The organism is Streptomyces sp. ICC1, from assembly GCF_003287935.1.
Taxonomy (GTDB): domain Bacteria; phylum Actinomycetota; class Actinomycetes; order Streptomycetales; family Streptomycetaceae; genus Streptomyces; species Streptomyces tritrimontium.
Window position 1 is genome coordinate 3,346,123 of sequence record NZ_CP030287.1, and the last position, 13,658, is coordinate 3,359,780.

At 72.6% G+C, this 13,658-nt stretch carries 14 protein-coding genes; 6 read left to right on the forward strand and 8 right to left on the reverse strand.

Translation table 11 applies throughout. The features are described from left to right. Nucleotides 1-17: 17 nt before the first annotated feature. Nucleotides 18-1,370: a helix-turn-helix transcriptional regulator gene (locus DRB96_RS15915; RefSeq protein ID WP_112449058.1), complete on the reverse strand. Its 1,353-nt coding sequence runs from the start codon at nucleotides 1,368-1,370 to the stop codon at nucleotides 18-20. A gap of 139 nt (nucleotides 1,371-1,509) precedes the next feature. On the opposite strand from DRB96_RS15915, the gene DRB96_RS15920 reads away from it, so the two are divergent. The 3 genes from DRB96_RS15920 to DRB96_RS15930 all read left to right on the forward strand — a co-directional run bounded on the left by DRB96_RS15920 (nucleotide 1,510) and on the right by DRB96_RS15930 (nucleotide 4,299). After that, on the forward strand, nucleotides 1,510-2,886 hold the full coding sequence (locus DRB96_RS15920; RefSeq protein WP_112449059.1) for a M64 family metallopeptidase: 1,377 nt from the start codon (nucleotides 1,510-1,512) through the stop codon (nucleotides 2,884-2,886). Nucleotides 2,887-3,042: 156 nt separating this feature from the next. After that, nucleotides 3,043-3,837, forward strand: coding sequence for a maleate cis-trans isomerase (locus DRB96_RS15925; RefSeq protein ID WP_112449060.1), 795 nt, complete (start codon nucleotides 3,043-3,045; stop codon nucleotides 3,835-3,837). A 69-nt stretch (nucleotides 3,838-3,906) separates the two neighbouring features. Then, complete coding sequence (locus tag DRB96_RS15930; protein WP_112449061.1) at nucleotides 3,907-4,299, forward strand: hypothetical protein; 393 nt, start codon at nucleotides 3,907-3,909, stop codon at nucleotides 4,297-4,299. Nucleotides 4,300-4,319: 20 nt separating this feature from the next. On the opposite strand, the gene DRB96_RS15935 is transcribed toward DRB96_RS15930, so the two are convergent. Next, nucleotides 4,320-5,204 carry an MBL fold metallo-hydrolase gene (locus tag DRB96_RS15935; RefSeq protein ID WP_204357742.1) on the reverse strand — a complete coding sequence of 295 codons (885 nt, stop codon included), beginning with the start codon at nucleotides 5,202-5,204 and terminating at the stop codon, nucleotides 4,320-4,322. A gap of 134 nt (nucleotides 5,205-5,338) precedes the next feature. Here DRB96_RS15935 and DRB96_RS15940 point away from each other — a divergent pair, with 134 nt between their 5' ends. Both DRB96_RS15940 and DRB96_RS15945 read left to right on the forward strand, forming a co-directional pair. Then, nucleotides 5,339-5,764: a MarR family transcriptional regulator gene (locus DRB96_RS15940; protein ID WP_112449063.1), complete on the forward strand. Its 426-nt coding sequence runs from the start codon at nucleotides 5,339-5,341 to the stop codon at nucleotides 5,762-5,764. A gap of 317 nt (nucleotides 5,765-6,081) precedes the next feature. Further along, entirely contained in the window at nucleotides 6,082-6,402 is a 321-nt protein-coding gene (locus DRB96_RS15945) for a hypothetical protein (protein WP_162688607.1), read from the forward strand. A 180-nt stretch (nucleotides 6,403-6,582) separates the two neighbouring features. On the opposite strand, the gene DRB96_RS15950 is transcribed toward DRB96_RS15945, so the two are convergent. The 6 genes from DRB96_RS15950 to DRB96_RS15975 form a co-directional block, all read right to left on the reverse strand. After that, nucleotides 6,583-7,791 (reverse strand): DUF6545 domain-containing protein, encoded by a 1,209-nt coding sequence (locus tag DRB96_RS15950; RefSeq protein WP_112449065.1) that lies wholly within the window; start codon nucleotides 7,789-7,791, stop codon nucleotides 6,583-6,585. Nucleotides 7,792-7,793: 2 nt separating this feature from the next. Beyond that, nucleotides 7,794-8,327: a toxin-antitoxin system, toxin component gene (locus DRB96_RS15955; protein WP_112449066.1), complete on the reverse strand. Its 534-nt coding sequence runs from the start codon at nucleotides 8,325-8,327 to the stop codon at nucleotides 7,794-7,796. A gap of 99 nt (nucleotides 8,328-8,426) precedes the next feature. Then, nucleotides 8,427-9,164 carry a hypothetical protein gene (locus DRB96_RS15960; RefSeq protein ID WP_112449067.1) on the reverse strand — a complete coding sequence of 246 codons (738 nt, stop codon included), beginning with the start codon at nucleotides 9,162-9,164 and terminating at the stop codon, nucleotides 8,427-8,429. A 101-nt stretch (nucleotides 9,165-9,265) separates the two neighbouring features. Next, complete coding sequence (locus DRB96_RS15965; RefSeq protein WP_112449068.1) at nucleotides 9,266-10,621, reverse strand: chloride channel protein; 1,356 nt, start codon at nucleotides 10,619-10,621, stop codon at nucleotides 9,266-9,268. Then, nucleotides 10,618-11,184 carry a potassium channel family protein gene (locus tag DRB96_RS15970; protein ID WP_112449069.1) on the reverse strand — a complete coding sequence of 189 codons (567 nt, stop codon included), beginning with the start codon at nucleotides 11,182-11,184 and terminating at the stop codon, nucleotides 10,618-10,620. Before DRB96_RS15970 ends, DRB96_RS15965 begins: the two co-directional genes overlap by 4 nt. A 140-nt stretch (nucleotides 11,185-11,324) precedes the next feature. Next, the gene (locus DRB96_RS15975) at nucleotides 11,325-12,644 is read right to left on the reverse strand and encodes a DUF2254 family protein (protein WP_112449070.1); all 1,320 of its coding nucleotides are present in this window, start codon (nucleotides 12,642-12,644) and stop codon (nucleotides 11,325-11,327) included. A gap of 160 nt (nucleotides 12,645-12,804) precedes the next feature. Between DRB96_RS15975 and DRB96_RS15980 the strand changes: the two genes are divergently transcribed. After that, nucleotides 12,805-13,656 carry a YhjD/YihY/BrkB family envelope integrity protein gene (locus tag DRB96_RS15980; RefSeq protein WP_239516187.1) on the forward strand — a complete coding sequence of 284 codons (852 nt, stop codon included), beginning with the start codon at nucleotides 12,805-12,807 and terminating at the stop codon, nucleotides 13,654-13,656. Nucleotides 13,657-13,658 lie beyond the last annotated feature (2 nt).

Sequence of the window (13,658 nt, forward strand, 5' to 3'; positions counted from 1 at the left end):
CAGTGGGGGACGATCCCCTACCGCGGTGCCGGGCGGGGCGGGAACGCCGGCGACGCCGGTGCCGGGCCCAGGGTGGTGGTGCCGGGGGCCGCCCGGTGGCCCAGGCCCGTGCGGTAGGCGTCCAGGGCCGCCTCGGTCCGGCCGCCCCGCCGCAGCAGGTCGCCCAGCAGCCGGCACAGGTCGGCCAGATCGCCCGTCGCCCCACTGCGCTCCAGCAGCGCCAGGGCCTGCACGTAGTGCTCCTCGGCCGACTCGCTCTCGCCGCGCTCCTCGGCCATCAGGCCGAGGAGCCGGTGCGCGCCGCCCGCGTGCACCGCGCCGTGGCTGTCCCCGAGCTCCAGCAGCGCCGAGAGCAGCTCGGCGGCCTCCTCGTACCGCCCGAGCCGGCGCAGTACGTCGGCCAGTTCGACTTCGACCTGCGCGGTGTACAGGGCCGCGCGACCGGCCGAGAGCATCTCCCGGGCCGTACGCAACTCCCGCTCGGCGGAGCCGAGTTCCCCGTTCTGGGCCTGTACGTAGCCGCGCATCCAGTGGCAGTGCGCCAAATCGGTCCGCAACCGCAGCTGCCCGTAGATCGCCTGAGCCTTGGCGAGTGAGGCGTCGGCGTCGGCCACGCGCCCCTCGGTGAGGAACGTCCGCGCGACCTGTCGGTGCATGCCCGCGACCAGAGCCGGGTCGCTGACCTGCGGGGCCAGCGACAGGGCGACCTCGGCCGCGTGGGCGGCCCGGGCGTGGGCGCCCATGTCGATGTACGGCCCGATCACCGCGGCGTAGAGCAGCACCAGCGCCTCGGGGTCGGCCAGCCCGCTCGTCCCCAGCTCGTCGATGGTCGATTCGAGCAGGTAGCAGGCGTACCGCAACTCCCCGGCGAGCAGGTGTGCGACGGCGCGGCCGCGGATCGGACGGGCGCGGCGGGGGAGCGGCTCATCGGCCAGGAGCCGCTCGGCGGCCTCGAAGTGGCGGATCGCGTCGGGCAGTTCACCGGACTCCAGGGCGCAGTCGCCGAGCCCGAGCAGGGCCTCGGCGCACACGTCGGCGAGGTCCGCGTGCTCCGCTCGCGCGAGCAGGCCCCGGTAGCGGGCGGCGGCCTCGTCGGCGGCGCCGGCGGCGAGGAGCTGCTGGGCGTCGGTCAGGGCGAGCCGCAGCTCGGTGGCCAGGCGGGCGGGGCGGCCGGTGGCCAGCTCCTCGTAGGAGGTGCCGAGCCGCCCGGCGATGAAGCGCAGCGCCGCCTCGGAGGGACGCACCTTGCCCGACTCCAGCGTCGAGATGTAGGCCGGCGTGTACGAGGGTTCCGCCAATTTCCGCTGTGTCAGCCCGAGTTCGGTGCGCATGCGCTGAACCCTGCGGCCGATCTCGGCCGGTTCGTCCATGGATTCCCCCTGGTCGCTCGAACTCCCCAGTATTCAGGGGGAGCGGGCCATTGCGCACCCGTCGTGCGCCACCTAGTTTAAGCAACCGATTCAGCACGATTAACTCTTCACTTAACTTCCTTTCCCGGGGGAGGACTTCATGCGTCACACCAGACGTCCAGCCGTCCGATCGGTCCTGCGCGCGGCCGTCGCGGCGGCCTGCGCGACCACCGCTCTACTGGTCGCGGGACCCGTCCGCGCGGCCGAGGCTCCGGCCGCGCCGCGGGTGGAAGCGGGGGCGGGGGTGGAAGTGGAGGTGGAGATCCCCGGGCCGGAGGTCGGCGGCAACGCCGGATCGGGCCACACCCGCGTACCCGCCGGCGGCACTGCCAAGACCGGCGCCCGGCTCTCCGAGTCCGAGCGGGCGGCCGACGGCGACGTCGCCAAGCTCGTCGACAACGGCCCCACCGCCGACCGCCTGGACGTCGTCGTCATCGGCGACGGCTACACGGCGGCCGAGCTCGGCAAGTTCCACGCCGACGCGCAGGCCAAATGGGCCGAGGTGACGGCCGTCGAGCCGTACACCACCTACCGGAACCTCTTCAACGTCTGGACGGTCGACGCCGTCTCCCGCGAATCGGGCGTTTCCGGCGACCCCGACCGGGAGGCCGTCCGCGACACCGCCCTCGGCTCGTACTTCTGGTGCGAGGACATCGAGCGGCTGCTGTGCGTGGACCAGCCCAAGGTGGACACCTACGTCGCGAAGGCACCCGAGGCCGACCTCGTCATCGTCCTGGCCAACAGCGCCAAGTACGGCGGCGCGGGCTACAACGAGCCCAGCGCCACCCTCGGCTACGAGGGCATATCCACCGCCTCGGCCGACAACGCCAAGTCCGGCCAGGTCGCCATCCACGAGACCGGCCACTCCCTGGGCAAGCTCGCCGACGAGTACTTCTACCCCGGGGTCCCCGACTACGAGAAGTACACCGGCCCCGAGCCCGCCGAGTCCAACATCTCCACCCTGTCCGCGGACCGGCTGGCCCGGCAGCGGGCCAAGTGGTACCGCTGGCTGGGCGAGCCCTCGCCCGACGGCGGCACGGTCGGCGCGTACGAGGGGGGCGGCTACTTCCTCACCGGGCTCCAGCGGCCCACCGACAACTCCCTCATGCGGGTCCTGGGCAAGCCCTTCAACCTCCCCGGCGTCGAGTCGATGATCGGCGGCTTCTACCGGCACGCGAGGATCGTCACCCCGCTCACCCCCACGGACCGCGCCCTGCGGTGGCGCCACACCGCGAAGGTGACCGTGCCCCGGCTGACCGGCGCGGACGGCCGACAGCTCGTGGTCCGCTGGTACCTCGACGGCCGGGAGGTGCGGCGCCTGGAAGGCCGGACCGAGGTCCCGATCGCCGACCTGCGGCTCCACGACCTCCGGACGCACAAGCTGTCGGTCACCGCCGAGGACCGCACCCCCTCGGTCCGCGACCCGAAGACCGCCCGCACGCTGCGCACCACCGTCGACTGGAACGTCCGCCTCTGAGGGACCTCCCGCAGACGGGCGAAGGCGAGGTCCCCCGGACGGGGTGCCGCACGGAGTGGTGTCCGCCGCGGCGCCGTACGGATGCGCGCATAGTGCCCTTGTGACGCACAACCGAACGCCGCAGCTCCGCGCGGCCCCCGACCGCCCCGTCGTCGGGTGACCGCGCCCACCGAGGGCTGGCGCCCCGACGGATGGGACGTGCGGGCCCGGCTCGGCGTGCTGACACCGCACGCGGACGTGGGCCCGGAATCCGAGCTGCGCGCGATGGCACCGGCCGGCATCGGCCTGCACACCGCGCGCGTGCCGTTCGGCGCGATGCGGCAGGGCGGCACCATGGATCCGACGATCCCCCTGGCCCCCGTCCGGGACTTCGCCGCGCCGCCCCATGTCGACGAGGCCGCCGCGCAGTTGGCCGCGGCGCCCCTCGCGGCGATCGCGTACGCGTTCACCAGCTCGGCGTACGTCATCGGCGCGCGGGGCGAGGCGGCGATGATCGCCCGCTTGAGCGCCCGGGCGAACGGCCTCCCGGTGGTGGCCACTTGCGCCGCGACCGTCGACGCCCTGCACGCGGCGGACGCCACCCGCCTCTGCCTCGTCGACCCGCCCTGGTTCGACCCGGCCCTGAACGACCTGGGCCGGGCCTACTACGAGGCGGCGGGCTTCGACGTCCGGTTCTCCGCCCCCTGCGCCCTGCCCAGCGGCCAGTCCCTGATCCGGCCGGGCGACCTGCACGACTGGGCCGCCGGCCATGTCCCCGACGACGCCGAAGCCGTGGTCATCGGCGGCAACGGCCTGCGGGCGGTCGGCGTGATCGAGGCCCTGGAGACGACCTCGGGCCGGCCGGTGTTCACCGCTAACCAGGTGCTGCTGTGGTCGGCCATGAACGCGGCCGGCACGCACACGGACGACGTCACGGGCTACGGGCGGCTCTTCGCCCTGTCCCCGCGCTGACCGGCCGCGGGGGCCGGGACGGATAATGGCAGCGTTCTGACGTGCACCGACCCGAGAGACGAACACACGATGATGCGAGAAGAAGGCCGGCGGGTGAAGCTGGCGGCGGACACCAGGCTCACCGATTGGGTCGCGTTGACGGAAGGGCCCGCGGACTCGCCCGAGACCGTCGCCGGGTCCGTGTCCCTGGCGGCGGGCACGGAGGGCACCGTCGAGCGCGTGGTCCAGCACGACCACCAGAGCGCGGAAGCCCGTGAGTACGAGCGGCTGAAATCCCTCCTCGACTCCTTCGGCCGTGAGATACCCGAGGAGAGCCGGCGCCGGCTCGAGGAGCAGGTCGGCGGGCTGGAGCCCGACTGGGCCGCCTACCTCGCGCAGCGCGACCGCGTGACCCTCACGGTCCGCTTCGACAACGGCTTCATCCTCGAAGACGCACGGGAAGACCTCTTCACGCCCGCCTGACGCGCGCCGGTGAGGCCGGGTCAGGCGTCCAGGGGGTGCCACGCCGGGGCGTCGCCGTCGTGGCGGACGTGTCCGAAGACCACGTCGGCGAGGTGGACGCCGAAGCCGATCGTGCCGGGCTCCGCCAGTTCGGCGACGAGGCGGCGGCGGTGTTCGGCGGTCTTCGCGAGGTCGTGGTCGAAGGCCGAGGACCATGCGGGGTGGTCGATCTGGATCGGCGAGTGCAGGGCGTCGCCGAAGGCGATCAGGCGCCGTCCGCCGCCGGTGATGACGTACTCGGCGTGCCCGACGGTGTGGCCCGGGGTGATCCGCACGCTGACTCCGGGGAAGACCTCCTGCCCGTCGGTGATCGTTCGCACGCGGGGCGCGAGGGCCGCGACCTGCTCGGTCATGCCCTGGGCCTCCAGGAGGTCGCGCCGGTCCCACTCCGGCTCCGAGACCAGGTAGTCGGCGTGGGCGAACACCGGCCGGTCACCACCGGGGGCCGGGTGGCAGGCCCAGCCGAGGTGGTCGGCGTGGAGGTGGGTGAAGGCCACCGCCTCGATGTCCGCGGGTTGGCGGCCGAGTTCGGCCAGGCCGTCCGTGAGCGCCCCGCCGTGGATCGTGTCGATGGGGCCGTCCGCGGACGCGTGGGTCCGGGGGCCGAAGCCCGCGTCGATCAGCAGCGCGCGGTCGCCGTGCTCCACCAGCAGGGCGCCGACGCTTCCCACGAGGAGCCCCGCGGCGTCCAGGTACTCGGGGTGCGCGGCCCACACCTCGGCGGTGGTGTCCGGGAGCAGGCGCAGCGGCCGCAACCGCACATCGCCGTCCGGTACGTACGACACCTTCGTGTCCCCCAGCCGGATCGAGCGGATTCCCGCCGGCCGGCGCAGTCGTACGTCCTGAGCCACCGTCACGTCAGCCATGGTTTCACTCCTGTGATTCATCGTCAGATCGATCGCCGACGGTCTCCCGGGGCGACGACGCCAACCATAAGCATCAAGTTCGAATGATTCAAGCTGTAAATATTTCGCCTTGACGGATTTGTTAGAGTGGGGGCATGACGACGTCTTCCGAGCAGGCCATCGCCGAGCGGCAGCTGTGCGGTCTGGTGAACGGACTGGCCCAGCGGATCGCCGAGCACGTGCGGGAGCGTGCGGCCACCCTCGGGCTCACCGCGTCCCAGGCGACCGCGCTGCGGGAGATGAGCGGACCGATGACCATGCGGGAGCTCGCCGAACGCATGAGCTGCGAGCCCTCCAACACCACGTTCGTCGTCGACAAGCTGGAGAAGCAGAGCCTCATCGAGCGCCACCCGCACCCCACCGACCGGCGCGCCAAGCACCTCGTCCTGACCGCTGACGGCGAGGCGCTGCGGGCCCGTCTCCTCGGACTCCTCGCGATGGACTCCCCGCTGTCCGGCCTTGAGCCGCAGGAGCAGCGCGTCCTGCGCGGCCTGCTCGAGCGGGCCGTCACCTCCCGCTGAGCCGACGCCGACGCCGACGCCGCCGTACGGCGACCGGGCAGGTCAGGGGCTTGCGCGTCCGATGGTGTTGACCGCTCGACCCTGACGCGCCCCGGTGTGCCCTGACGCGTCCTGTCGTGGCGAGGGCCGTCTTTTCCGCGAGGAGGAGGCGACCCTTCTCCTTGTTCTCACCTCTGGTTGAGGCGCCATCAATTCTGGTTGATTAATCGTCTGTTTGTGCGTACCTTCCTCGTGTGGCGGAGATCGCCACGACAACTTCCCTCTCGTCGCCCGGTGGTTCCCGGGTCACTCCGCCCTGCCCGAAACAGGAGACAAGCGTGTCCAGTTCGACGGTCCGCCGCATGGTGACCCGGTCACTCACGATGGTGGCGATCGCCCCCGGGCTGATGCTCATGAGCGCCGGGTCGGCTGCCGCGAGCGTCGGTTCGAACATCAGCGGCTACGTCGCCCCCGTCGGCGGGCGCGGAGGCGACGCCGGTGGCGAGCTGGGCCGGGTGCGGTGGGCCGACTGGGACGGTGACGGGAAGGCGGACCGCCTCACGGTCGCGGACGGCGGAGCGGTGGACGTGTCGCTGAACCGGGGCGGTGACGGGCACGGCGGCTGGGAGCCGCTCGGCCAGATCTCCGCGGGGTCCTGACCGCGGCAGGGTACGGGGTCAGCCGTCACGGGGGTGCGGCTGACTCGGGGGTTCAGCCGTCACGGGGGTGCGGCTGAACCGGAGGGTCGGCTGTCACGGGGGTGCGGCCGACCCGGGGTCCAGCCGTCACGGGGGTGCGGCTGACCCGCGGACGGGAGAGGTGAGGCGTGGGGGGACGCCTCACCTCTCCGCGCCGGCCAGCGAGGGCAGGGCCCTGGACACGCGGATCATGAGGTCGCGGTACTCGGTCTCGGCGGAACGCAGGGCCCGGGAAGCCCGTACGCCCTGTTCGGGTGCGGTGGGCGACCCGCTCCTGCGGCGGTCGGCCGCCGCCGTGAACATGGCGGCGAAGGCGATCGCCACGGCTTCCGGCTCGGGCGTCCCGCCCTGCCGCGCCCCGTGGTAGGCGCCTTCGCGCACGTCGTCCGAGCAGTAGGCGCGCAGTTCGAGCATCCAGTCGTGGAGGTCGGTCATCCGGTGCATCAGGTGCTGCTCGGGGCTGGAGAACCAGGGCGCGGTGAGCAGGACGGGCTGCCGGGCGGTGCACGGGGAGGGGCGGACGGTGCGCCGCAGGTGCCGCAGCGCGGCGAAGTCCCGCAAGGGGTGCACCGCGTGCGCCCCCAGCCAGGGGCCGACCACGGGCAGCAGCAGGCCGCACGCGGCCACCATGCCGTTGAGGGAGATGACGATCGACATCCAGCGCTCGAGGGCGTACCACTCCCGCCCGGTCCAGCACGCGGCGATCATGACCAGTTTGGTCAGGCTGAAGATGCCGTTCACCAGGAAGCTGACCGCGAGGAGGACCAGTCCCACGCGCAGCGACCTGCCGCCCGCCGCGACTCCGTCGCGCGCCGTGCTCCTGCGGATGGCGAGCGACCAGCTCCAGCACGCCACCGAACCCGCCAGCGCGGCGACCGCGTTGGCGAAGATGTAGATGACGAGCATTTCCCAGATGAAGGGGGTGGTCGCGTAGTAGAGCTCGAAGTCGACCAGTCGCTCGTCCGGTGCCTCACCCAGGCAGAAGCAGACGACCACGGCCGCGATCACCAGGGCGAAACCGGCTATCCAGCCGCGCACGCGCGTCCGGGCCCGCGCCTGGCGCCGCGAATCCGCCCGCCAGTGCTCCATGAGCACCACGCAGGCGCACGAGTAGGCGGACACGATGCAGTAGACCAGCGGAGCCGAGAAGTTGCTGACACCGGTCAGCTGGTTGACGAACCTGATGGTCGGCGGAGCCGAGAAGAGGAAGGCGGCGCAGGTCAGGATGAGCAGCGAGTTCACCGTGCGGACCAGTGGGTTGCGCCAACCCCGCACGAGTGCCGGGAACTTCGCCAGTACGGCGACGCCCAGGGCGGTGGCCGGCACGTAGTAGTTGACGCCCTCGTGCACGTTCAGCCTTCCAGTGATGCCCAGATGCGGCCGGCCACTCCGTCTGTGGGCGTCCGGCCGTGCGTGCCCTCCAGGTGCGGGCGGAACTTGACGGCCAGCATCCGCCCGAAGGTTTCCGCGCGCCGCTCCTCGTCCAGGTCGGGGTCGGTCCGGGCGGCGACGTACGCCGCGGCGTCGCTGATGCTCCACCGGTCCCCGAGCATGCGGGCGGCGGCCGCCGCACCCGCGGCGCTGCCGTGGTGGCCGCACGGCCCCTCTTTGCGGTGCCACAGCTCGTGGCCGAGGATCACCATCTGGTGGATCGGCGAGGTGTTCGCCTCCACCGCGATGACCTCGTGGTCACCCAGGTCGAGCCAGAGCCCGCTGACCGTACCGGTGGGGAAGGGTTCCAGCATCAGGCGCACCTCGCGCCCGGCGCTCGCGCTGAGGTAGCCGCAGATCGCCTTGAACAGATCGACCGGATCGTCGGGAATCGGGCGCGGCAGCCCCCTGTGGAGCTCGTCCCGATGCCGCTTCATGTCGCGGGCGATGCCCATCGCGTGCCACCGTCTTTCCGGCCGAACGCACGGTCCCCCCATGCCTCGTCCACTGTCAGTGCCGGGGGACCGCACGTCTCCCGGCCCCGGCCCACCGGGTCAAACCGTTCTCGTCGGCCCGTCCGAGTCCGCCTTGGCCTCCCGGGCTCGTTCTTCCCGCGAGCGGCGTGCCACTGATTCGATGAGGGCGATGATCGGCTGCGCCGTGTCCTCCGGTACGTCGGCCAGAGCACGGGCCGCGTAACCGGCCACGCCCAGTTCGGAACTGAGGTAGGACGCAGTATCCCCCTGCCTCAGCCGTTGGAGGTACTCGTCCTGGCGTTCCACCGTCTTCTCCAGGAGGTCCTTGTGGATCTGCTGGAGCACCCGGTCGAGCGCCTCGGCGGGCGGGGCCACCAAGAATTCGATGTTCTCCCCGAAGAACCCCGCGATACCGGCCGCGTGATCGAGGTTCGGAGCCTTGCCAGTCTTGATCATCTTATCCAGCCACTGCGCGCTCGTACCCGCGCCGGTCGCGATCTCCGCGAGGGAGTACGCCCGCCGCCCGCCGTCCGCGAACGCTCTGAGGCGCGTCGCGCGCAGGAACAGGATCCGGTCGACCACCTGGCGGTGTCGGGCCTCCATCGGATCCGCCGCGGCGTCCGCGCCGGGGGCGGACGGTGCGTGTCCGCCCTCCAGCAGGGCCTCGACGATGTCCTCGGGCACCCCGGAGCGGAACGAGAGCCCGCCCTCGCCCCCGACCCGCAGGACCTCCTCGCGCGCGAGCCCCGCCCGTTCCAGGAGCGGGACGATCCGCTCGACGGTCGTCGAGGGGTCCGGGGCGTACCTGGCGCTCACGTGAACTCCCGCTCGACTGTGGGGTGGGGCCGTTCGAGCGGACCGGAGCCGCTCGCCCCAAGGGTAGCAACCAGAGTTGACCCTGCGACAGCCGTGGTTGCTCAGGTCATGTGGTTCCGGGCGCCGTCGGACACCGCGGGCCCGGGGGGCAGCAACTCGGTGATGGCGAAGGCGACCACGGCCGCCAGGATCACCACGGGCATCATGGCGGAGCTGCCCAGGAGCAGGACCACGAGCACCACGCTGCTCACCGGCAGCCGCAGCGTGATGGCCGCCGCCGCGGCCATGCCCGCCGCCATCGCCGGTACGACGCCCAGACCCGGCAGGGGCGAGAGCAGGACGCCCGCCGCGGCGCCGAGGAAGAGCCCCGGGAACACGGGCCCGCCGCGCAGACTGCCCAGGCAGAGCGCGTAGGCGGCGCCCTTGAACAGCAGGACGGCGAACAGGGCGCCGACACCCCACGCGTGCGGGTCGGTGGCGAGTTTGGCGAGGGTGGACTGGCCGGACGAGGCGACGTCCGCGGGTGAGCGCCCGGTGATCAGCGCGTAGAGCGCCGCGCAGGCCGCGGCGCCCAGCGCGCACAGGACCGTCCGTACGAGGGGTCGCGCCGCGACGTACGAGGCGATCAGCCGGGCTCCCGCCAGCAGCGGATGCAGGACCGCGGAGAGGGCCACGGCGATGGCCAGCGCCCAGAGCACGTCCGCCCCGTCCAAGCGGGGGATCGGGGCGGACAGATTCAGGGAGAGGTCGCCCGTCGCCAGCCCCGTCCAGCGGCCGAGCCCGGTGAACACCAGGGCTCCGACTCCGCTGGAGAGCAGGGCGGGGAGCATGACCGCGAACAGCTGCGGCCCGCCCACCCCCGCGACCTCGATGAGGAGCACCGCGGCGATCAGCGGGTTGCCGAAGATCGCCGAGACGGCCGCCGCCGCTCCGGCCGCACCCAGGAGGGCGGTGCTCCGCGCGGTCGCCGGCGCCTTCGCGAGGTCGCGGAACACCAGGGCCAGGCCGCCGCCCAGGGCGATCAGCGGGGCCTCCGGTCCCAGGACGGCGCCGAACGGCAGGCCGGCCACCGCCGCGAGGAGCACGCCGGGCAGCGCGGCCGACGAAGGGCCGCCGGTGTGCAGTCCCGAGGCGGGGACGTGGCCGCCCGCGCCGGGCAGGCGGGCGGCGACCAGGCCGACCGCGGTTCCGGCGACGAGCAGCAGGGGGAAGGGCCACCACCAGGGCGGTGCGTTCATTCCCATGGCGTGCGGGAGGTCCGCCCACAGACCGTGCTCCAGCTCGTGCAGCAGGACGAGGAACCAGAAGGCGGCGAGGGACACCGGGATGCCGATGAGCGCGCAGAGGGCGAGCGACTTGAGGTAGCCGGGGCTGCGGAGCAGCTGCCGCAGGACGTCCGCCTCCTGCGGCTGCGTTCCGGTGACCGGCGGGCCGGATCGGGCACGCGGCTCCGTCATGGGTCTCCTTCTTCCTCTTCTTCCTTCTCCTCCGGGAACCGCGCGACGTGCCCCCGCCTGCGCACCCCGATCCTGACCGCCCCGAAGAGGACCTTCGCGATCACCCCCACCACGATGAGGTCGGCGACGATCTGCGCGGTCGTCAGCGCGCGGGCGACCTGGGTGGCGGGTGCGATGTCCCCGAATCCCACGGTCGCGAACACCGTGACCGTGAAGTACAGCGCGTCGGTCCGGCTCAGCGCCTCCGAGAACGATTCCGGCAGCTCCCTCGCGAGCAGGAAGTACGACGCGGAGAACAGCAGCAGGAACAGCGGCACGGCGGTGGCCAGTACTTCCATGGCGCGCAGCCGCGGATGCTCCGCACGGGTGATGGCGGCGATCTGCCAGGCGATCAGGCCGCCGAAGAGGGCCATGCCGAGGACCAGCAGCGTGAGGGTCAGGGCGTCGAACCCGCGGTCCAGCGGGGCCAGGAAGTACAGCGCGGTCAAGAGGACGACGGAGGCCGCCGAGCGGAGCAGGTGCCCCGCCAGCACGCGCACGCGCCGCCGGCCCTCGTCGCTCATGACCCCTCCTCGCACCCGGACCGGGCGATCCCCGCACCTCCTCGGCCGGCAGAGCCGTACGGCCATTGCAGCATCCGTCCGATCGACCCGCACCTCTGGCCCGGGGGCCTCGGACGACACATCCCCGACCGGTCACAGCACTAGGGTCCGCCGTTCGCCGCAGGGGGCTGAGCGCCGCCCGAGGCCGCCCAGATCAGGGGGTGGGCGCCGCTGCCCGCCCGGTCGACCCACCGCAGCCGCTCCCGCAGGACCGCGGTGCGGTCGCCCGGACTCCGCTCGACCAGCCTGGTCAGCAGCGTGTGCGTCCTGCGCAGGGCCATCGGGGAGCCGGCGGCGGCGAAGACGATGTCGTCGACGGCGGTCCGGACGTACTGCTCCCAGTCCGGCACCGGGATCGTCACCCGCGACTCGCCCTCCTCGTCGGCGAAGTGCCCGATGGCCAGGTCCCGGTCGGCGAGGCGGGCCAGCAGGTCCTCCAGGCGGTCCAGGCAGTCCACCGCCGTGGCCGGATCGTTGACCGCCGGGGACAGGGCCCGCAGCGCGATGTCGACGAGGAGCCGGAACGGCAGTTGCGGATCCTGGTCGAAGGTGCGCTCCACCCCCGTCAGCACGGAGTCGCGCAGGGCCCGTTCGGGCAGCCGGCCGCCCGTCACCTCGGCGAGCGCCGTGCCCTCGGCGACAGAACGCCCCGGGGCGATGAGGAAGGCGATGGAGCAGCGGTGCGTCTTCGCCGCGGCGACCAGTGCGCGGACGTCCACCTGCTGGACCACGACCGCGGGTCCCGACCAGCGCAGGGTCACGCCGCCGCCGGGCATCGCGGGAGGGACCGCGGCGGGTCCGTCCGGATCGTACGGCCGCACGTACAGCGCGTCGTACAGCCGGTGCGCGCGGGTGACGATCGCGGTCAGCGCATGGGCGAGCTGGATCGAGTTGAACGCCTTCGTCTGGAGCGTCCGCATGAGTGCGAGCGCGACCAGGGTCAGCAGCATCGCGATGAACGGGACGACGACCGAGACGCTCCTGCTCGTGCCGATGGCCAGCCCGGCGGTGATGCAGAAGACGAAGACCCCGACGGTGAAGGCGAACGCGCGCCAGACGATCGGCTCGTCACGGAAGAGGCCGAGGCGCGGCGTGAAGGTACTGGCGGAGAACTGCACGACCAGGAACAGCATCGCGTAGATGATGCTCACCAGGCTGATGACGCCGAACCCGATGGTGAACAGGAGCGTCGCCACGCGACCGGACTCCATGCGCGGGCCCACCGCGAGCATCGGGGCCAGCAGTCCCAGCCCCAGCCCGACGAGCGCGCACACGAGCTGGGACAGGTCCCTGCGCACCGCGCGCGTGGGCCGGTGGAACGGTGTGGCACCCAGGCGCCGGTCCCCGGGCCCCGGGCGCCGGCCCCCGGGCCCGAAGCGGTCGGGCCCGAGGCGGTCGGGGGCATCAGCCGAGCCGGACATCCAGCCTCCTCAACGGTTCCTGTGGACGCAGCGCCGGTAGGGATGCAATCACGTGAGCAGTGCCACCGAGTGGCGAAATGCCGGATATCGGCATTTCCGTCATTGTTCTCGGGGAAGGGCGGCCGCGGCCGCCGCGAACCGCGTCCCGAGGAGTCCCACCGTGCCCGGACCGGAGGCCGCACTCCGCCTGCGCGTAGTCCCCGGCTGGATGCGGAAGCACACCCCGCTGCTGGGCCGGATCCTCGAGCAGCTCGCCACCGTGAGGATCCTGGACTGCGCGACCAGGCTGGCCGCCCAGGCCTTCCTGGGCGCCCTCCCGGCCGTCTTCGTCATCGCGGCCATCGCCCCCGACTGGCTCCAGGACCAGCTCGTCTCGTCCATCCGCACGACACTCGGGCTCCGGGACGCCGCACTGGACCAGGTGCGGTCGGTGTACTCCGCCACCGATCCGACCGCCGTCGTGAGCACGAGCGGGGTGGGTGTCGTGGTGACGCTGCTGTCGGCGACCGCGTGCAGCCGCGCCCTGCAGAAGACCTGCGAGCGCTCCTGGCACCTGCCCAAGGCCAAGGCCCGGGTCGCCGCGTGGCGGTGGCTGGCCTGGCTCGTCGTCTGGATGGTCGCCCTGCTCTTCCAGGGGCTGGTGCAGACGGCCTTCGGCACCGGCCGGGCCACCGGATTCCTCCTCGCGGCGGGCAGCGGGACCCTCCTGTGGTGGTGGACGCAGTACCTGCTGCTCGGCTCCCGGATCCCGTGGCTGCCGTTGCTGCCCGGCGCGTTGCTGGCCGGGGTCGGGGAGCAGCTCCTCACCCTGGCGTCGAGGGTCTACATGCCCCATGCCGTCGATCGCAGCATGCAGGAGTTCGGCAGCCTCGGCTCGGTCTTCGCCCTGCTGTCCTGGCTCATCACGTTCTTCATCGTCATCACCCTCTCCATCGCCGTCGGCTACGTGGTGGCCCACGAACCGCTCCCGGCGCGCTGGCTCCGCACGCCCCCGGACCCCCCGCCGCCGTGACG